This window comes from Gordonibacter pamelaeae, from assembly GCF_003340385.1.
GTDB lineage: Bacteria > Actinomycetota > Coriobacteriia > Coriobacteriales > Eggerthellaceae > Gordonibacter > Gordonibacter pamelaeae.
In genome coordinates this window covers 127,640-146,656 of sequence record NZ_PPTS01000005.1, presented here as the reverse complement: position 1 = coordinate 146,656, position 19,017 = coordinate 127,640, and the positions used below count along the sequence as shown (strand labels likewise).

Here is a 19,017-nt window from a genome sequence, read left to right as displayed (position 1 = left end):
CTTCAGTGCCACAGGTTGTCAAACCACCAGTCCGGCCAGCCAGCGAGAAGGGCTGTGGTACCGGAGTTTGCCCCATCATGCGGCCGAGCGTGCTTTGGCACGTGAGGGCAAGCGTAAAAGGGGCAAGATTCGGTGCCACAGCCCTTCGCAGCGTCGAGCCGTTCCGTCGGTCGCCAGACCGACGGAACCGAGTAACCCGGATAGGCAGGGCGCTCGCCAGCGGTCCCTTATGGCTGCTTCCTCCCGGACCTGACCAGGTTCGGAACATGGCGCCGCCCGGCCCATCCGAAGTACTCGGTTCATACGGCTCCTAAGTATAGTCGAAAGCGAGGGCGGGCGCCCTCTCCCACCCTCGCGCGCAACCAAAAGCACATAGCTTTCACGTGTTAGAAGAAATGATGAGGATAGAAATAGGAAAGCCGGCCCCCACTCCAAGGATGACCGGCTTAACTAAATAACACGCACCACCCGCGCTGGCGGGCGCTGCCGTTGGCAGGATTGCACCGCGTTCCTGCCGAGCGTGCAAGCGCTACAGCGTGCGCAGGTTCACTTCCTTGAGCTGGCGGCCCGTCACGGCGCTCGGGGCGCCCGTCATCGGGTCGGACGCGCTCGACGTCTTCGGGAAGGCGATGACGTCGCGGATGGATGCCTTGCCCCCCAGCAGCATGACCAGGCGGTCGAGGCCGAGCGCGATGCCGCCGTGGGGCGGCGCGCCCAGCTCGAGCGCGTGGATGAGGTGGCCGAACTTCTCGTCGATCTCCTCGTCGGTGAGGCCGCACGTGCGCAGCACGGCGCGCTGCTCGTCGGCGTTGTGGATACGGATGGTGCCGCCGCCCACCTCGAAGCCGTCCATCACGAGGTCGTAGCTGTAGCTGCCGCACGCCAGCGGGTCGCTCTCGATCTTGTCCACGTCCTCGTCCAGCACGTGCGTAAACGGATGGTGCTCGGCGGCGTACTTCTTCTCGTCCTCGTCGTAGCGGAACATGGGGAAGTTCACCACCCAGAGCAGCTGATGGCCCTCGCGCGGCACGTTCAGCGCGTCGGCCATGTGCAGGCGCAGGGCGGAAAGCACGGCGCTCGCCACCTCGTAGGTGTCGGCGGCGAACAGCAGAAGGTCGCCCGGCTCCACGTCCATGGCCTCCTTCAGCGCGGCGAACTCCTCGTCGCTGAAGAACTTGATGATGGGGCTCTTCTCCTTGCCGTCGGAGGTGAAGGCGATCCAGGCCATGCCCTTCGCGCCGTTCTCGGCCGCGATGTCGGCCAGCTTCTCCACGTCGCCGCGGCTCCAGTCGCCCGCGCCCTTCGCGTTGATGGCCTTCACCACGCCGCCGGACTGCGCCACGCTCGAGAACACCTTGAAGCCCGTGTCCTTCACGATGTCGGTGATGTCCACGAGCTCCATGCCGAAGCGCGTGTCGGGACGGTCGTTGCCGAAGCGGTCCATGGACTCGCGGTACTGCATGCGCTGCAAGGGGAACGCATGCTCCACTCCCACGGCGGCCAGCGTCTCGGCCATGACGTCCTCCATGAGGTTCATCACGTCCTCGCCCTGCACGAAGCCCATCTCGATGTCCACCTGCGTGAACTCGGGCTGGCGGTCGGCGCGCAGGTCCTCGTCGCGGAAGCAGCGGGCGATCTGATAGTAGCGCTCGATGCCGCCCACCATGAGCATCTGCTTGAACTGCTGCGGGCTCTGCGGCAGCGCGTAGAAGCGGCCCGGGTTCGGACGGCTCGGCACGATGTAGTCGCGCGCGCCCTCGGGCGTGGAGTTCGCCAGGATGGGCGTCTCCACCTCCAGGAAGCCGCGCTCGTTGAGCGCGCCGCGCATGGCCTGGGCCACCGTGTGGCGCAGGTGCAGGGCCTGGTACATCTCGGGGCGGCGGATATCGAGGTAGCGCCACTTCATGCGCGTGGTCTCATCCGTCTCGATGCCGTCTTCGATGGAGAACGGCGGGGTGACGCTCGTGTTCAGAACCTCGACGGACTTCGCCAGCACCTCGATCTCGCCCGTGGCCATGTTCGGGTTGACGGCCTCCGCGCCGCGCTCGCGCACCGTGCCCGCGATCTTCAGCACGTACTCGCGACCCAGGTGCTCGGCCTTCGCGAAGTCGTCGGCGCTCACACAATCGGGGTCGACGACCACCTGCGTGTAGCCCGCGCGGTCGCGCAGGTCGATGAAGATGAGGCCGCCGTGGTCGCGGTTGTGCCACGCCCAGCCCGTGAGCACGACCTCGCGGCCCACGTCGCCGCGGCGCAGCTCGCCGCACGTGGCGGTGTGCATGCAGTATTCGTTCATGAAGTCCGTCATAATGGCAGTTCCTTGCTCCTTGACGCCGCTATCGGTATCCGCCGCACACAGGCGGCGGAATTGCTCAAACTGGTTTATTGTACAGCAGGTTTATCGCGAAACGTCATATTCCCTTGTCGCTCCATGCAAAATGCGCCGCTCACCGCCAGGTTGGCGTAGTAAGTCAGCGAGGCCGGCCGAGGTGCCCCGAATTCGCGGGATCGCGGAGGCGAAGCGTACCTTGGTACGCGAACCTCCGGGATCGCGCGAAGGCGGGGTGCCTCGGCCGGCCGCAGCGTCGGCTAGTTCCGCCGTTCGGCAGAACGGCGGAACAAGATGTTGTTCGTCTCCAGCCAGCTCTCCACGGTGCCGGTGTCGAAGCCGTCGGCGGGGTCGATGACGAGCGCGTACATCTCCTCCTCGCGCAGCACGGCGTCGAGCGCGTCGGTGAGCTGAATCTCGCCGCCCACGCCGGGCCGCACGTCGGCCAGAAGCTCCATCACCCGGGCACTCAAAAGGTAGCGACCGAACACGGCCAGGTTCGACGGCGCGTCCTCGAGCGCCGGCTTCTCCACCAGCGCATCCACCTTCCACACGTCGTCCTCGCCCTCAACGGCCGCGCCCGCGATGACGCCGAAGCGGCTCACCTGGTCGTCCGGCACGGGCATGACCGCGATGACGCTCGCGCCGCCGTGCGCGTCGGACACCTCCTGCATGCGGGGCAGCATTTGGTTGTCGGGCACCAGCACGTCGCCCAGAAGCACGTAGAACGGCTCGTCGCCGGTCTTCTCGGCCGCGCAGCGCACGGCATGCCCCAGGCCCAGCGCCTCGTCCTGGTACACGTAGCTCACGTTGTAGGCGCCCACCTTCTCCACGAGGTCGGCGTACTGGTCCTTGCCACGGGCGCGCAGCGTGGCCACGAGCTCCGGGTTCGGCGAGAAGTGCTCCTCGATGGCCTTCTTCTCGCGGCTGTTGATGATGACCACCTCGTCGGCGGCCGACGCCAGGCCCTCCTCCACCACGTACTGGATGGCCGGACGGTCGACGACGAGCAGCATCTCCTTGGGCTGGGCCTTCGTGGCAGGCAGGAAGCGCGTGCCGAGGCCGGCCGCGGGAATGAGAGCCTTCATGGACGGAAACCTTTCTTCTCGGACAACAGAAGAGGCGCCGCGATCCTGCGGCGCCTCGTGAAAATCGCTTGGGCTATTGTAGCACGAGCGGACAGGCCGTCATCAGACGGCTACCTGCCCTGCTGCTCGGCCAGGGCCTCCTCCAGCACGGCCATCTGCTTCTCGGCCTTCTTGAAGCCGAACATGATGATGAGCACGTACACCAGGATGGCCACCCACATGAGCGCGTACGCGCCGATGATGAACGGCATGGACGGGGCAACGGTGCTGTAAATCTCAACGAGAACCGGATTCATAGGTCAATCTCCTTCTCAACTCATAGGTCGTTTCAACGTCGGCGAGGCGCTTCGCAGCGTCGAGCCGTTCGGCAGAACGGCGGAACCTCAGTCCTCCAACTGCTCCTTCAGGGCCTCCACCCGCTCGGTCAGGCGCACCTGGCGGAAGCGGAGGCGATACAGCGCGAAACCCACCATGGCGATGCCGGCCAGGCAGAACATGAGCGTGATGCCCATGTCGCCCGACATGCCGCCCTCGCGCACCACCACGGGGTGGATGCTCGAGGGAATGAGGCGCGTCACCATGAAGCAGATGGGCACGTCGATGAGCGCGATGATGGCGAGCACGGCACCGTAGGTGGCGCGCCGCTCGGGCTCGTCGATGGCGTTGCGCAGGATGAAGTAGGCAATGATGATGAGCATGAGGATGAGGTACGTGGTCAGGCGCGGATCCCACGTCCACCACACGCCCCACTCGAAGCGCGTCCACAGGTCTCCCGTGATCATCGTGCAGGCCACGAACAGCAGGGCGACCTCCATCGCGATCTTCGAGCAGGTGTCGAAACGGCGGTTCTTCGTCATGAGGAAGCGCACCGCGTAGTAGCCCGCGAACGCGAGCGCCGCGAACGACGTGATGGCCACCGGCATGTGGAAGTAGAAGATCTTCTGCGACAGCAGCAGCACGTTCGTGACCATCTGCCCGCCGATCATCTCGACGCCGTTCACCGCGGCGCCGTTCACGGGCGAGGCCCACAGAAACGCCAGCAGAAAGCCGATCGTCGACAGCACGATGCCCGCCACGAGCACCGCCGGCGCGATCCGGTCGGGCCACTGGCCCGCCTCCGGAAGCTTGGGCGCCTTTTTCGTTTCCCCAGTCATACGGCTCCTCTCTAAGCGCTAATCACGAAATCGTACAGAACCCACGATGCGAGGATCATGATCACGTCGTAGCCGCCCGCAAGCGCCAGCGACGTCAGCATCACGTCCGCGTACCCCTCCGCGCCCACGATGGCCGCGGTCGTCGCCGACACGCAGGCGTACAGCAGCGGGAAGATCAGCGGGATGAACAGCACGGCCAGCATGACGTCCTTGCCGCGCGTGTTGATGGTGATGGTGGAGAGCAGCGTGCCGATGCCCGCCACGCCCACGGTGCCCACGAGCAGCGGCACCACGAGCAGCCAGAAGCTCTCCGAGGGCGTGGTGGTGGTCAGGAAGAAGAAGTAGAACAGCGGCACGGCCACCACTTCCACCACCAGCAGGAACAGCAGGTTCGACGTCGCCTTCGCCAGGAACACCACCGAGCGGTCCATCGGCACGAGCAGGATGCCCTCCAGGCAGCCCTGCTCCTTCTCGTGCGCGAACGAGCGGTTGAGGCCCAGAAGCGACGTGAACACGATGAGCGCCCACAGCAGGCCGCCCGACATCTGCAGGATGTCGGTGGTCTGCGAGGTCTGCGCGAGCGCCGCGCCGTAGACGATTATCACCAGTAGCGCGTAGATGCCCATGGAGGTGAGCATCTCCTTCGTGCGGAACTCCTGCTCCAGGTCTTTGCGCAAAAGCGTCTTGTACTGCTGGAACGTGGAGGGCTTCTTGAGCGCCACGCCGCCCGCCGTGCGCACGGTCGCGCCCTTCTCGGCCGCCATCTTAAGCCACCCCCATGCCAACGGTCGAGCGGTACAGGGCCGCGAACTCGTCGAAGTCGAACGCGTCCTTCTGGTCGAACGCCACCACGCGGCCGCGCGCCAGCACGAGCGCGTGCGTGCACATGGCGAAGCCCTTCTGCAGGTCGTGGCTCACCATGACGAACGTGCGGCCCTCGCGCTGCCGCTCGATGAGCTCGTCGAATATCTCCACCGCATGCGGGTCGAGGCCCGAGTACGGCTCGTCCAGAAACACGACGTCCGGGTCGTGGATGAGCGCGCGGGCGATGGAGAGGCGCTGCGTCATGCCGCGCGAGAACGTGCGCACCACGTCGAGGCGGCGGTGCTTCAGCTCCACCGCCTCCAACAGCTCCATGACGCGCGCCTCGGGGTCGACCACCCCGTAGAGGCGCGCGTAGATCATGAGGTTCTGCTCGGCCGTGAGGTCCGGGTAGAGCATCGAGTTGTGCGAGATGAGCCCGATATGGTCGCGCGCGCGGTCGGGCTCCTCCTTCAGGTCCACGCCCATGAGCGTGGCTTTGCCGGACGTGGCGCGCGACAGCGTGGACAGCACGCGCAGAAGCGTGGTCTTCCCCGCCCCGTTCGGGCCGAAGATGGACAGGAACGCCCCTTGCGGCACCTCGATGGTCACGTTGTCGACGGCCTTGCGATTGCCGAACACCTTCGAGAGCTTCTTGGTTTCGATCGCAGGCTCAGCCACAGCTTCCATGGCGCGTTACGCCTCTTCTCTCTTCTTCTCGTCGACTTTCGCCGCCGAATCCTCGCGCGGCAGATCGTCGGAAACCTCCTCCGCCTGCTTGCCGCGCTTCGCGCCGCGGCGGCCGGCGGTGGCTATCAGCACGCCCAGCATCAGCAGGCCGAAGCCCACCCACACGGGCGTGATGAGCGGGTTCACGCGCACGTCCATGGAGAAGTCGCCGTTGGTGTTCACGCCCTTGTAGACCACGAACAGGTCCTCCGTGGGAAACGAGATCACGCCCGCCACCAGCTTCTGCTGCTGGGTGGACTGCACCAGCTGCACGGCCGGCGACACGGAGCCCACGAACTCGCCGTCCTTGAACACGTCGTAGTTCACGGTATACAGGATATCATCGCCGTTCGCCATCTCCTCGATGGTGTTCGACGTGTACTTCAGCGTGAAGTCCTGGATGGTGAAGTCCTCGGTGGTCGAATCGGTGGCCTCGTCGTAGCCCACGTAGCCCACGCGCTCGGTCACGAACATGGACGAGCCGATCAGGCCCACCAGGATCACGGCCATGGCCAGGTGCGACACGAAGCCCCCGAACGAGGCGGCGCGGTTCGCCAGCATGCCGAACGCGGCGCCGAACACGTTGCCGCCGTGCTTCTCGCGGTAGGCGCGGATACCGCGGCCCAGCATGAACAGCGAGTTGAACAGCAGCAGGCTGGCCACGAGCAGGCCCACGACCGTCAGGCCGTTGTAGTACCAGGCCGGCCCCAGCGTGGAGAGCATCTCGGAGGCCGAGACGCTGCCCTGCGCCGCCAGCTCCTGGTAGTACGCCACGTTCGCCTGGTAGCTGGGCAGCAGGTACGTAGCGTAGTAGAACATGAGCACCGTGAACAGCACGAGCGCGCAGGCGCCGGGGATGCGGGCGCGCTTCCAGAACTGCTTCCCCTCGGTCTTGCCCCACGACAGCAGCGGGCACGCCGTGAGCACGATGAGGTACAGGATGCCCAGGGGACGCGCGATGGCGTCGTAGGTTCCCGTGGAGAACTTCAGGTTGAACGGCAGCGCCGGCGCGATGGTCATGAACGTGAGCATGAGGGTGAACACGATCATGATGAGGTTGTTGAAGTAGTAGGCCGCATCCTTCGACATCATGCTGGAGATGTCGTCGCCGCCCGCCTTGGCAGGCCCGAACGACTTCCAACGCACGATGAGGCCCACGATGCCGGCCAGCACCGACGCGGCGATCAGGCCGCCGAACAGCACGAGCGACACGTTGTCGCCCTCGAACGCGTGCACGGACTGCACGAGGCCCGAGCGCGAGATGAACGTGCCCACGATGACGAACGCGAACGTGAGGCACGCGCACATGACCGACCAGCGCTTGAACGCGCCGCGCTGGCGGTACACGGTGAAGCTGTGGATGAGCGCCACGCCCACGAGCCATGACAGCAGGCTCGCGTTCTCGACGGGGTCCCAGCCCCAGTAGCCGCCCCAGCCGAGCACCACGTAGGCCCACACGGCGCCCAAGCCGATGCCGATGCCCAGGAACAGCCACGAGAACAGCGCGTAGCGCTGCGAGCGCACGACCCACGCCTTCGAGGAATCGTTCACGATGATGGCCGCGATGGCGTAGGCGAACGGGATGGTGAGGCCGGCGTAGCCCACGAACAGCGTGGGCGGGTGGATGGCCATGGCCCAGTGCTCCAAGAGCGTGTTCATGCCCCAGAGCGCCGCCTCGCCGCGCAGGTTGCCCGATGCGTCGAGGTACTGGGCGGCCAGGGCCGTGAACGGCATGTTGCTCTCGGAGAACAACGTGACGCCCACGAACGCCGCCAGCACGATCTGCGCCACGAGCAGCGCCATGGAATCGAGCTTCTCCTGCCGCTTCAGGTTGCGCACGGCCACCACGGAGTTGAACAGCGAGATGAGCCAGGCCCAGAACAGAAGCGAGCCCTCGCGGCCGGCCCACAGGCCCGCCAGCTGGTAGAGCCACGCATCGGCGCCCGCCGCGTTGCTGTGGTAGCGCACCACGTACTCGATGGACGTGTCGCCCGTCATGAAGCAGTACACGAGGATGCCGCAGCACGCCGTGAGCCCCACGGCGGACACGAGGGCCGCCACATGGCCGCCCCAGGTGAGCGTCTCCGCCACGCCGCTCGCACGCTTGCGCCCCGCAATCGCGCCCGCCACAAGGCAGACGATCGACACGATGACGGCCGCAAACGAGATGAGCAGTCCAATCAGACCGAATATTGACATGTAGGTATCCCTTCGTTGCGGCCGCGTGCGCGGCCGCCAAGCTTATGAGATGGCCGGGCCGCGCATGCTATTCCGCGAGCGAGACCTCGGTGGCATGGAACTTCCCGTCTTCGTTGAGCGAGCCGGTGAGCACGAGCGTGGAGCCGTCCCTCACCTCGTCGGACAGCGCGTCGTCGAACAGCACGGACAGCTCGGGCGCGCCCTCCGCGTCCACGAGGACGAAGCGGTCGCCCTGCCCTGCCGCGGCAAGCGTGCCGTCCTTCACCGTGCCGGTCACCTTCACCGGCTTGTCCAGAACGCTGTCGCCGTATTCCGCAAGCTGCGCCACGCCGAGCGCGTTGCTGGAATTCTCGTACTTCGACGGGCACTTCGTCACGAGCTCGGTCGCATGCAGCACGCCGTCTGCGCCCACCTTGCCCGTGCAGATGGCCGTGACGTCGTTGCCGAAGGTGGCTGCCACGCCTCCCTCGTACTTGACGCGCAGGTACTGCGTCTGATCGCCCGACGGGTCGTACATATCGAACGTGAGCACATTGTCCTCCGTGGAGAAGGAGTTCTCCACCACGTTGCCCGACACCTGGACCTTCTGGTCGGCGTACTGCCCGTTCGCCATATCGGCTATCGTCACGGACTTCGCCGACGAGCTGCCCCCGACGACGGCCAAGACAACGACCAGCACGATGACGATGATACCGGTGACCACCACGAGCCGCCGCTTCGTTTTCGTGTTCACGCTCGCCTCCTCCTCAAGAGTCTTACGCCCAATTGTCACGTACCCCAAAGTTCCGAGGAACGGAAGCACGGTGAATTCAAAGATTCACCATGTTGCCACGGGATTTCCCCGCTCGGCGCGGTGCAAACCCCCGCCGGCCACGGGGCTCCGCCCGCCGTTTCCGTTCATCGAGCCTTTGAAGAGGGAGCCCGTCCAAGCAAGACGCTTGAGGCGGGCTCCCTCTTCGTTATGCGGTTGCGTCCGAAGACGCCTCTTTGTGCTGGCGAACCTTACGCTGCGTTAAGCTTGTTGGCCTGCTGGTACGTCAGCCAGCCTTCCGGCACGTAGGACTCGCTGTGGCACTGCGTGCAGGCGTTCACCGACGCGCGGTGTGCCTTGTGGCAGCTGCTGCACTCCTGCTCGCCATGCTGCGGCTGGTGCGGGTTGTACTGCCCCAGCTCGGACGTCGCCTGCTTCAGGTCTTCGCGCGTGAGATTGTGGCAGGACTCGTTCAGGCAGAACTCGTCGCCGCTCTCCAGTCCGCGTGCCTCGACCAGCTGGTCGACGTCACGCTCCTCGAGCGGGTAGTAGTAGTTGCCCGTGATCCATGCCATGCCCTCGGCCACCTGCTCGCCGATCGTCGGAACGTGGCAGCTCATGCACGTGGCCTCGGCGCCGCCCTGATCCTTCGAGACGCGGTGCGCCGCAGCCATCATGCTGCTGGCGTCCTCAACGTCGTTGCCCCACTTGTCCACGGCCGCCTGGCCCGGCTCCGCCTCGTACGTCGGCAGATACGGATCCATCGGCGTGTGGCAAATAGCGTTGCAGAAGCTCGGCTGCTCATGCCAAACCCAGAAGCCGGCACCGGCTGCAATCAGAACAACCGCCACGACGCCGACGACGATCGGCCACTTCTTCCCCTTCTTCTTGGGAGCGGCCTCGCCGGCTTCGGCGCCTTCCGCCTTCACGGCTTCGTCCGTGGTTTCCACATCGGTCGTGGAGTCCTCGGTCGCGGCTGCCTCGGTGGCGGCTTCCACTTTGGTTTCCTCTTCGCTCATCTCCATAACCCCCTTTCTTGCATCCTCGATTGCCCGTGCGTCCGGTTGGTTCGCGGGTTTCCCGCCCGACCCTCGGCACGAGCACGTTACCTCATGCATACTAGCCCTCGGCCGACGTTGCGCCTATCACCCATTTGGGGGGAATTAGCCCGTTTTGCCCCCAATTTCGTGTGAGGCACGCCCGTTGCGGCCGAGTTTTGGTGCAATACGCCGGGAAGGGAAAGCAGGCGCCTTCCCTTCCCCAGCGCGGCGGAGAGACCGGTCGCGTTTCGTTTAGATCTGTGCCAGAGCTTGATCCACCGCTGCCTCGGACTTGTTGAGCGTGTCCTGGGCAAGCGCGGAGTTGTGAGCGCCATCGCTGTTCTCTACCATGACCCAATCCCAGTAGAACTGAGCCGTGCGGTTGAGGTCGCGGAGCTTGTTCAGCTGATCCTCGCCCATCGAGCCGTTCGCAACGATCTCGGAGAGCTTGTTGTTCAGCGTGACCAGCTTGTTGCCGATGCTGTTGACGCGGTCGATGGCAACCTTCTGCTTCGCGGCGACCTCGGCCTTGATGTCGGCGTGGCACTGCGAGCAGTCGTTGGCGATGAGCTCCTCGTTGTCAAGCGGGCTCGACCAGTTGTGGTTGTCGAACTCCTTGCCGTCAGCGTTCTTCGTCGTGCCCATGTGGCAGTCGGAGCAGCTGTAGCCCTGCTTGGCCATGGGGGCCATGTCGCCGCCGTACATCGTCTCGAACTCGGGGTGCTGCACCTTGAGCTGCTTCGTGCCGTTCGTCGGGTTCGTGTGGTCGACGTAGTTGATGGAGTTCTCGTACGCCAGCACCTTCTCCGGCGTGGCCTCGGCGAGGCCCTTCCACGGGTTCTCGGCCGACTTGTTCTCGTTCGGGAACAGGTACTCGTTGTGGCACTGGCCGCAGGACATGGCGCCCTCGGGCACCTTGCTCGCGTCGTCGCCCACCGCGTTCACGAAGAACTGGCGGATGGCCTTGGCGCCTTCGGCCGGGCTGTTCTCATGGCAGTCGTAGCAGCTGATGGGCTCGGAGACCTGAGCCTTCATCGCCTGAATGTCCGACGTGTTCAGCGTGGGGTCGGCATTCTGCTTCAGGATGAACTCGGACGACTTGCACGTCAGGCAGTTCGCCGTCTTGGGGTTGCGCCCCGTCTCGTTGATGTCGGTCAGCGAATAGACATGCCCGTTCGGCTCGGCGTAGAACTTCGAGAAGGCCGAGCCGGCCCAAATGGTCTGGATCTGCGGATAGATTTGCGTGTAATCGCCCGGATCCTTGTTCTCTTCGTTCTGCTTGTACGTGGCGTACTCGTCGGGGTACACTTCCTGCCACGCATCAGCGGTGATGATGCCGTTCTCGTTCGCCGCGGGGATTTTGAAGTCCACCACGGATTCTGCTCCCTTGTTCGCATCTTCGCTTGGCTGCTGGGGCGCGCACGCCGCCAACCCCATGACCAGAACGCAGATGCAGGTGAGGGAAAGCCCTAATCTCGTCTTCTTGCTCGCAAAGATGGCTTTCATCAAGCATCTCCTCCCTTCGACCTTCAATAGATCTCTCCTTCACGAAATATACACTTTTCAAACGGGGAATGATGAGCCGAAATTCCCCCGTCGGGAATTCCCACGAACGGGATAGGGAAAAACCCGCCCGGGCTCTTTGCAGGTCATGGATGCAATGCCTCCGAAGAGGGCCATCGAGGGGCGGCGGATCGACGGAGCGGGAGCCACGTCGGCAAAACCTCTCATTGGTGCGCATATGCTGCTTCCGTATGGATGCCCGCGGCTTTGTCGGCGGGCATCGTATGCAACGGCGGCTCGCCGTCCGAGCCGCATCGGGGGTCAGGCTATAATGCCGAGGCGGAGGCGAATGGTTCCGGAAGGCGCGCTTGCATTCTTGCAGCGCAACTTGCGAAGCGAAACCGCCGGCCCCCTAGATAAGGAGAGCAGATGCAGGAAGATGACATCACGAAACTTGGGTCGCTTCGGGCGAAGTTGTTCTCGACCTCGTTTAACGAGAAGGTCGTTTGCACCATCTTCAGCCTGGTGGCGGTTGTCGTGCTGCTGCTTAGCATCTGGTACTCGTATTCTCAGCTGGGCAACGCCGAGAACGTGGTGCACATCTTCGCCATAGCCGCCCAATGCGCGGGAGCGCTGGTCCTCGTGCTCGAGGTTTTCGGCGAGTCCGAGGAAAAACAGCTTCGCAGAACGCTCGGAACCCCGGTGCTCTTGAGGGAGGTTTCCGAAGACTCGGTGCCCACCGAGCTGGTGCGCATCAAGGCATCCGAGATAGCAAGCAAGAAGGCGAGCGCCGTCATCCTGATCCTTGGATACGCTGCCGCATTCGCCGCCAACTCCCCCAACCCAAGCATGGAGGCCCTCTTGTCTTTCGTCTCCGCAACCGTCGGGATCATCTTGGTCGTGCAGTCCTATGCGATTTGGACGATGATCAAGTTCCAAGGCGAGACGATCAACCTGAACAAGTTTTACAAGGACAAGTGAGGACAGGGGCCCGATCAAGCGTGGAATACCAGTTCGTATACAGAAATCGGCCCGGAAGCAACTTCTGGGCCGATCGAGTTTCCGTGGTGGAGATGCTGGGATTCGAACCCACGACCCCCACGTTGCGAAGGTGACACTCTATCAGAAGGTACGTATACCGGCACAATTATTTTAGTAACTAAAATGGTGATGTGCCCTTCGCTTGAATGAGATGACGTGGGGAAACTCCTTTTTGGCAAAAGAATTCATTCATGTAGCAGCTTCCTGCATAGGAAACTCCGGTACTACGCATCACCAAGCCTATGGTTACGCGTTTTGCTGACCGTATGACGTTATCCAGTTCGAGCAGTTAGGCACCGACCGCTCGTTCGTTGACGAGAGCCTGTACCAAGATGCGCAACACGGGGGCATTTCGCAAAGCGGCCATCGCCGCTATTCGGCAGACAGCCACCTGGCAAGGTCATGGATCATGATACCCTCGTGATCGTAGGTTTCATGCCTTGTGCGGGCGATGAGAAACTTCGGGTATCCGTCGCGTATCCTCAGCAGGGGATCGACTTCCCGCTCGAACGTCGCAAAGGCCGAGATGTCGTCGCTCACTTGAACGTACATCTTCTCGCTCCCACGCATGGCGACGAAGTCCACCTCTTTTTGATACAGCTTGCCGACATAGAGCTCGTAGCCTCGCCTCAGAAGCTCGATGGCGACCATGTTCTCGTAAACCCGGCCCCAGTCCATGTTGCGCGTGCCAAGCTTCGCTAACCGGAAGGAGTGGTCGCTCAGATAGTATTTATCGCCCGAGGACAGGTACTTCTTCCCTCGGATGTCGTATCTGCGAACTTTGTAGAACGCGTAGGCGTTGCAAAGGTATTCGATGTACGAGCCGACGGTCTTGTGGTTCGCCTCGGTGTCGCCCTCCAGCGACGACGCCACGCTCCTCGCCGAAGTCACGTTTGAGACGTTGTCCATCAGAAATTCGGACAGGCGGTTGAGCAGATCGGGATTGCGCACGTCGTACTTCTGGCGAATATCGCGCATGATGAGGGTCTCGAACACATCCTTCACGTAGGCGGAGCGGTCGGCTTCGTTCTTGTAGGGGTAGGAGCCCGACATGCCCCCTGTGTGCACGTAGCGGTCGAAGGCGCCGTCGATGCCCTCCTCTTCCCCGAAGTAGGCGAGGTACTCGGCAAACGAGAACGGGAACACCTCGATCTCGAATGTGCGGCCCGTGAACAGCGTGGCGAGGTCGCTGCTGAGCAGAAAGGCGTTCGAGCCGGTGATGTAGATGTCGAAGTTCTCCGATGCGTGGAAGCTGTTGATGGCCCTCTCGAATCCCTCGCACATCTGAACCTCGTCTATGATGACATAGTTGCTCGCACCGGGAACGTAGGCGGCTCGCACGAACTCGTCCAGGGCATGGTACTCCATGAGGCCCTCGAATTCGGTCAGGTTGAAGTTGACGTGAATGATGTTCGCGTCGGGATCCGAGCTCACGACGTGGTGCTTGAAAGCTTCGAGCAGCTTGGATTTGCCGCTGCGGCGAACGCCGGTAACCACCTTGATGTCGGGGGTTCCCTCGACGTCTATCAGCTTCTGCAGATAGCTCTTCCTCTCGATAAGCTTCATCGTTGATTCTCATTTCCCAAAATTGATTTCGTTTTAATATTGGGAAATAGAGTACCACAGAGACCGTCGCTCAGCGACACCGGCAATCGTCCGACAACACCAAAAAGGCAGACCGGTTACCCAGCCTGCCTTGGTTTCCGTGGTGGAGATGATGGGATTCGAACCCACGACCCCCACGTTGCGAACGTGATGCTCTCCCAGCTGAGCTACATCCCCACGGGTGCTGCGCTCTCGCGCGAGGACTTATTTTGCCGGTATTGGGGGCATTTGTCAAATGGGGATTTGAAATGTTCATAGAACGTTCGGGTTGTTGGCAGGCGCTAGATACCCTCGCCCTCTTCGGAGGGATCGAGATCGTCATCGTCGTCGAGGTATTTCAGGATGTCGCCTGGTTCGCATTCGAGGACTTTGCAGATGGCGTTGAGCGTGGAGAAGCGAATGGCCTTGATCTTGCCGGTTTTTATGCGCGACATGTTCACGTTGGTGATGCCGACTTTATCCGCAAGGTCGTTGAGCGACATCTTGCGATCAGCCATGATTCTGTCAAGCTCAAGGATGATAGCCATTGCGGCAACCTAAAGCGTTTCGTCAGTAAATTCTTGAAGAAGGATGCCGTATTTAAATACGAACGAAAAGGCGAATGTAACTGCAGCTCCAAAGATGGGAGCTAAGTTAATAGGGATAATCACATTGCTATTTGTTGACACATAACCAGAACTTAATGAGCCGCTCTGAAAAGAAATTGTATTAAGCGTTACCCCAAAATCCACAATTGAATAGAGAAGTAACAAACCAGCAATTATTCTTAATCTTTTAACCTGCGACATAGCAAATGGTGAGCGACCTCGTTTCGTGTCGGCAAATATCGATGAAAAGAGCAAGAGGAGTGAGGCTATAGTAAGCCCATGTAACAGATGCAATACAACACTGATAATATTTTGGCTTCCACCATCGATGCTAACGAATGATGTAACCATATTGAACAAAGCGACGGTCCAATAGACCGCATACACGAACAGAATGACCCGCAGACCTAAGGCGATAAAACGACAAACCTTTCTGATTTTTTTCATTGACGCTTCCGCTTCAACAAGATCGGCTTCAAGCATATGACCCCTCCGATTCTGACAAACAAATAGTTAGACTCTGAAAACGGAACGGTCATAATTATATTAAACAAGATGACCCCTTAAGAGGTCATCTTGTTTTCGTTAAACTATACCGACCTTTAAAACCCAGGCGCAAAGCATATTCCTCCCCATCCAACATAAGGACAAGTGGCACGCGGATCGGCCTCACTGTAAAACAGCATATTACGCACCTCCTTTCTTGTTTTCTATTGCGGCTTTCATGGCCGCTCCTAAACGGTCGTAGAACTCTAGGGTCATCGCGCAGTAGGAGTCGGGCGACTCCAGACTGCCCGATGCGAACAGCGAGCGGGCTCGGCAGCCTCCCCCGCAGATTCGCTCGTAACGGCACGTGGCGCAGCCCTCGAAGTCGGCGGCATCCAGGGCGCGGCACCGTGCGGAAACCTCGCTCTCCAGCGCCTCCGCAAGCGTGCCGACGAAGACGTTGCCCATCGCCAGCTCGGGGCGGTGGAGCATATGGCACGGATAGACGGTGCCGTCGGCGGCGATGCTCACGCCGCGATAGCCGGCGCCGCAGTTCCTCTTCACCGTGAGGTTCAGGCCCACGGGGGCGTCCATGAGGGCGAGCGGCTTGCCGCCGTCCAGCGTGAGGATGCTCGCGCCCAGCTTCCGCAGGGCCTCCTCATCCGGCAGCAGGGCGGCCAGCTCGTCATCGGGCGCGCACGTGAGCAGGCTGAAGTTCAAGGTGGCGCCCAGGTCTTTCGACAGGCGGACGTAATCGGCCAAATCGTCGATGTTGCGCTTGTGCACCGTGGGAATGATGTGCGCCTGGATGCCGGCGGCCTGAACGGCCTTGACCGCGGCCACCAGCTCGTCGAAACGCTGCTCTTCCCGGATATAGGCGGGGGCGGATGCCGAGCAGCCGTCAAACGAGATGGAGACGCAGTCGACGTTCGGCGCGAGCGCGGCCAGAGACCCCTCGGCAAGGCAGGTGCCGTTCGAGAGCACGGTGACGGACTTGATGCCGCAGGTACGCTTCGCGTAGGCCACGATGTCGGGCAGGTCGTCGCGCAGGAACGGCTCGCCACCCGAGATGATGAGCGTGGCAAGACCGGCGGCCGCCAGCTCGTCGAGGGCGCGCTCGATGGCTTCCAGCGGGGCGTCTGGCAGGCAGTTGCGCTGGTCGTCGAACGAGTAGCAGCCCACGCAGGACAGGTTGCAACGCTGCGTGACGTGCAGGTAGGCGGACACCACGGCGTCGGCGGGCTTCTCGTCGCTGAAGAAACCGCCGCGAACCAGGTGTTCGAGCAACGCCGCATCGACGGCGGCGACCTCGGGTTCCGCAACCTCTTCCCGCAGCAGGCGCTCGCATACAGCGGCCCCTTCGGCGGTCAGGCCGATCGCATACCCCGTGTTCATGTTGCCGACCATGGGAATGCCAGCGAAATCGAACGCGACCACCTGGTCACTGAACCTCATGAAGCCTCCTCGCGCCACCCCATCCGCTCGCCGTCTCTCAAAGGGCAAGCGGCAGATACGCACCCGTCGTCAACCGTTATTCTATAGGTTCGATTATGGCTTGTCGATTGGTTCCGCCGAAAAGCGCAGTTGCGCAAAGGAGAATCGAGGCGGAATCGAGCCGCGCAATGCCGTTCGCTACAACTCGGCTTCCGTTCGCTATTTATCGTTTAATGATTAATATAGTATGATACATTACCCCAGCAACGCTATCGAGGCGACCCGCTACCGCACCGCGACGGCGCGTTCGGCCTCCCGCATCGGAAAGGGGCGATCACGATGAGATCATGCAAAGAACCCCCCCCCCCCCCCCCCTCGGCCGGGTCCTCGGCCCGCAAGCCTGCCAGCCCTTGTGTCCAACCACGTTATGGAAAGAGAAGCCACCATCATGCCCGTTCAGACGAATCCTGAGATTGGCGCCGTCGACTTGACCGCCTTCGGCGAAGCTGCAAAAGCGCTGTTCTCCACAGCGGACACCCCCGAAGAAGTGGCCGCCATGCGCGACGAGGTGCTGCGCCGGATAGCCGAATGCGCCGCCGCCACCCGCCAGAGCATCGCAGAATCGGAGCGCACGCCGCACGACGAGTAGGCCGGTACCGCAGCGGAAGGAAACGGCGCGGAAAACGCGACGGCCCCTTCACGCCCTCTCGGCCGCACCTCGTGCCTATCTGCCTCAACGTTGCGCTCCACGTCGATCCAGCCTTCCGGTAGTGCGGCTTTGGCCTATACTGGGAGCATGGACTTCGAGAGAGCACACGACCCCATCCCTCTGGAGGAATTCGTTCAAACGTCGGGCCCCGACGAGCGCGGAATGACAACGGAGCTGTTCTATGCGTTCAACACCGTCGTCACCCTGCAAGCGTTCGGCGATCCTGGGCAGTGCCGTGCGGCATATGCTGCCGCACGCGCCACGTGCCGCTCGTTCGAACGACGCCTCTCGCGCACGCTCCCGCACTCCGATATCGCCCGGCTGAACGCTGCGAAGGGGCGCCCCGTGCCCATCGCGACCGACACGGCCGCGCTGCTGCGCGCAGCCCAAGGCTATTGTGCGGACAGCGAGGGACGGTTCGACATCACCATGGGTGCCGTCGTGCGGCTCTGGAACTTCCACGAAGGAACGGTTCCCGAGCGCGAGCGCATTCGCGAGGCGCTCGCGCACGTCGACTGGCGCACGCTGCGCGTATGGGACGAGCCGACGGCCGCGGCCGCAGAAAGCGCGGCCCCCCAAACGGGCACCACAGCAGGCAGGCAGGCGTTCGCGCAGCTGGAAGACCCGCTGGCTGCAGTGGACGTGGGGGGCATCGCGAAAGGCTGGATAGCCGACGCCGTGGCCGACCTGCTGGCCGAGCACGGGTTGGAGGCCTTCATCGTGAACCTGGGCGGCAACGTGGTGGCGCATGGCGAGAAGCCGGGCAGCGTGCCGTGGCGCATTGGGCTGCAGGATCCGCGCGACAAGGGGGGCGTGGTGGGGGCCGTGGCAGTGCGCGACGCCTCCGCCGTCACGAGCGGCGTGTACGAACGCCGCTTCGAGCGCGACGGCGCCTTCTACCATCATATCCTCTGCCCCGAAACCGGCCTGCCAGTGGAAACGGATGCTGCGGGAGCCACCGTGATCGCGCGCCGCTCGCTGGACGCCGAGGGGTACTCCACCACGCTGCTGGCCCTGGGCATCGAGCGCGGGCGGGCATTCGCGCAGTCGCATCCGGCCATCTTGGAGGCGCACTTCGTAGACGCGGCGGGAAAGGTGCATTCAGCGTAGTTCAGCAGGCGCCGAGCGCAAGACGGGCACCGCGCGATGCGGTGCCCGTCGGGGAAGCGGCTTGCGGCGCCTTTCGCGAGAGGAGCGCTAGGAGAGCACCGTCTCCTCTTCGCGCTCGTCGACAGCCGCAGGGGTGTCGGCCAGCGGGTTCTCCGGAACGAAGGGCTCGAACAGCGGCTCGCCGTTCTGGGAGAGCTCCACCATGCCGGTGAGGACGTCCACGTACTGGTAGGACTGGCGCGCCGTGCGCCCGCGCTTGCGGTCGACTTCCAGGATGAACAGCTGGGGGTGCACCTGCATGAGCACGCCTTCGCTCTCGACGATCTTCGAGCGACCCATATTGGCGCGCACTTTCAGGCGTTGACCGACGAAGTCATGTAACGTATCATGGATGGAGTCGACGATTTTGGCCTGTTTAGCTAAATCCATGCTCACTCTTTCTCGCGTGTGC

Annotated in this window: 18 protein-coding genes, 1 tRNA gene and 1 other RNA gene; 3 read left to right on the top strand and 17 right to left on the bottom strand. The window is 62.7% G+C overall.

Going from position 1 to position 19,017, the window contains the following annotated elements; translation table 11 throughout:
- Positions 1 to 195 precede the first annotated feature (195 nt).
- The 11 genes from ffs to C1877_RS09110 all read right to left on the bottom strand — a co-directional run bounded on the left by ffs (position 196) and on the right by C1877_RS09110 (position 11,597).
- An RNA gene (ffs, locus tag C1877_RS09160) (signal recognition particle sRNA small type) lies at positions 196 to 287 on the bottom strand.
- A 242-nt stretch (positions 288 to 529) separates the two neighbouring features.
- Complete coding sequence (gene aspS / locus C1877_RS09155) at positions 530 to 2,308, bottom strand: aspartate--tRNA ligase (protein ID WP_015538990.1); 1,779 nt, start codon at positions 2,306 to 2,308, stop codon at positions 530 to 532.
- A 281-nt stretch (positions 2,309 to 2,589) separates the two neighbouring features.
- Entirely contained in the window at positions 2,590 to 3,417 is an 828-nt protein-coding gene (locus tag C1877_RS09150; protein ID WP_015538991.1) for a UTP--glucose-1-phosphate uridylyltransferase, read from the bottom strand.
- A 110-nt stretch (positions 3,418 to 3,527) separates the two neighbouring features.
- Positions 3,528 to 3,713: a hypothetical protein gene (locus C1877_RS09145; protein WP_096227248.1), complete on the bottom strand. Its 186-nt coding sequence runs from the start codon at positions 3,711 to 3,713 to the stop codon at positions 3,528 to 3,530.
- 87 nt (positions 3,714 to 3,800) lie between these two features.
- The gene (locus C1877_RS09140; protein WP_015538993.1) at positions 3,801 to 4,571 is read right to left on the bottom strand and encodes a cytochrome c biogenesis protein; all 771 of its coding nucleotides are present in this window, start codon (positions 4,569 to 4,571) and stop codon (positions 3,801 to 3,803) included.
- Positions 4,572 to 4,582: 11 nt separating this feature from the next.
- Positions 4,583 to 5,335 (bottom strand): heme exporter protein CcmB, encoded by a 753-nt coding sequence (locus C1877_RS09135; RefSeq protein ID WP_015538994.1) that lies wholly within the window; start codon positions 5,333 to 5,335, stop codon positions 4,583 to 4,585.
- 1 nt (position 5,336) lies between these two features.
- Positions 5,337 to 6,062: an ABC transporter ATP-binding protein gene (locus tag C1877_RS09130; RefSeq protein ID WP_015538995.1), complete on the bottom strand. Its 726-nt coding sequence runs from the start codon at positions 6,060 to 6,062 to the stop codon at positions 5,337 to 5,339.
- 6 nt (positions 6,063 to 6,068) lie between these two features.
- Positions 6,069 to 8,300 carry a heme lyase CcmF/NrfE family subunit gene (locus tag C1877_RS09125; protein ID WP_114569002.1) on the bottom strand — a complete coding sequence of 744 codons (2,232 nt, stop codon included), beginning with the start codon at positions 8,298 to 8,300 and terminating at the stop codon, positions 6,069 to 6,071.
- A gap of 67 nt (positions 8,301 to 8,367) precedes the next feature.
- Positions 8,368 to 9,033 (bottom strand): cytochrome c maturation protein CcmE domain-containing protein, encoded by a 666-nt coding sequence (locus tag C1877_RS09120; protein ID WP_041239017.1) that lies wholly within the window; start codon positions 9,031 to 9,033, stop codon positions 8,368 to 8,370.
- A gap of 269 nt (positions 9,034 to 9,302) precedes the next feature.
- Positions 9,303 to 10,070 (bottom strand): cytochrome c-type protein Cgr1, encoded by a 768-nt coding sequence (gene cgr1 / locus C1877_RS09115; protein ID WP_041240042.1) that lies wholly within the window; start codon positions 10,068 to 10,070, stop codon positions 9,303 to 9,305.
- Positions 10,071 to 10,343: 273 nt separating this feature from the next.
- Positions 10,344 to 11,597, bottom strand: a complete 1,254-nt coding sequence (locus C1877_RS09110; RefSeq protein WP_015538998.1) for an ammonia-forming cytochrome c nitrite reductase subunit c552 — start codon at positions 11,595 to 11,597, stop codon at positions 10,344 to 10,346.
- A gap of 426 nt (positions 11,598 to 12,023) precedes the next feature.
- Between C1877_RS09110 and C1877_RS09105 the strand changes: the two genes are divergently transcribed.
- Complete coding sequence (locus tag C1877_RS09105; protein ID WP_114569001.1) at positions 12,024 to 12,575, top strand: hypothetical protein; 552 nt, start codon at positions 12,024 to 12,026, stop codon at positions 12,573 to 12,575.
- A gap of 432 nt (positions 12,576 to 13,007) precedes the next feature.
- Here C1877_RS09105 and C1877_RS09100 read toward each other — a convergent pair whose 3' ends face one another.
- From C1877_RS09100 to C1877_RS09085, 5 genes are all read right to left on the bottom strand, one after another.
- Positions 13,008 to 14,201 carry an ATP-binding protein gene (locus C1877_RS09100; protein ID WP_114569000.1) on the bottom strand — a complete coding sequence of 398 codons (1,194 nt, stop codon included), beginning with the start codon at positions 14,199 to 14,201 and terminating at the stop codon, positions 13,008 to 13,010.
- A gap of 140 nt (positions 14,202 to 14,341) precedes the next feature.
- Positions 14,342 to 14,417 (bottom strand) — tRNA-Ala (locus C1877_RS09095).
- A 104-nt stretch (positions 14,418 to 14,521) separates the two neighbouring features.
- A complete protein-coding gene (locus C1877_RS09090; protein WP_114568999.1) occupies positions 14,522 to 14,767 on the bottom strand; it encodes a helix-turn-helix domain-containing protein in 246 nt (81 codons plus the stop codon).
- A gap of 9 nt (positions 14,768 to 14,776) precedes the next feature.
- Positions 14,777 to 15,310 carry a hypothetical protein gene (locus tag C1877_RS15170; RefSeq protein ID WP_147274540.1) on the bottom strand — a complete coding sequence of 178 codons (534 nt, stop codon included), beginning with the start codon at positions 15,308 to 15,310 and terminating at the stop codon, positions 14,777 to 14,779.
- A 204-nt stretch (positions 15,311 to 15,514) separates the two neighbouring features.
- A complete protein-coding gene (locus C1877_RS09085; RefSeq protein ID WP_015539001.1) occupies positions 15,515 to 16,768 on the bottom strand; it encodes a radical SAM/SPASM domain-containing protein in 1,254 nt (417 codons plus the stop codon).
- A 427-nt stretch (positions 16,769 to 17,195) separates the two neighbouring features.
- On the opposite strand from C1877_RS09085, the gene C1877_RS09080 reads away from it, so the two are divergent.
- A complete protein-coding gene (locus tag C1877_RS09080; RefSeq protein WP_041239020.1) occupies positions 17,196 to 17,396 on the top strand; it encodes a hypothetical protein in 201 nt (66 codons plus the stop codon).
- 147 nt (positions 17,397 to 17,543) lie between these two features.
- Positions 17,544 to 18,566 carry an FAD:protein FMN transferase gene (locus tag C1877_RS09075; protein ID WP_015539003.1) on the top strand — a complete coding sequence of 341 codons (1,023 nt, stop codon included), beginning with the start codon at positions 17,544 to 17,546 and terminating at the stop codon, positions 18,564 to 18,566.
- A gap of 87 nt (positions 18,567 to 18,653) precedes the next feature.
- Here the strand turns inward: C1877_RS09075 and C1877_RS09070 are convergent, their stop codons facing one another.
- The gene (locus C1877_RS09070) at positions 18,654 to 18,995 is read right to left on the bottom strand and encodes a Veg family protein (protein ID WP_041239022.1); all 342 of its coding nucleotides are present in this window, start codon (positions 18,993 to 18,995) and stop codon (positions 18,654 to 18,656) included.
- Positions 18,996 to 19,017: the final 22 nt, after the last annotated feature.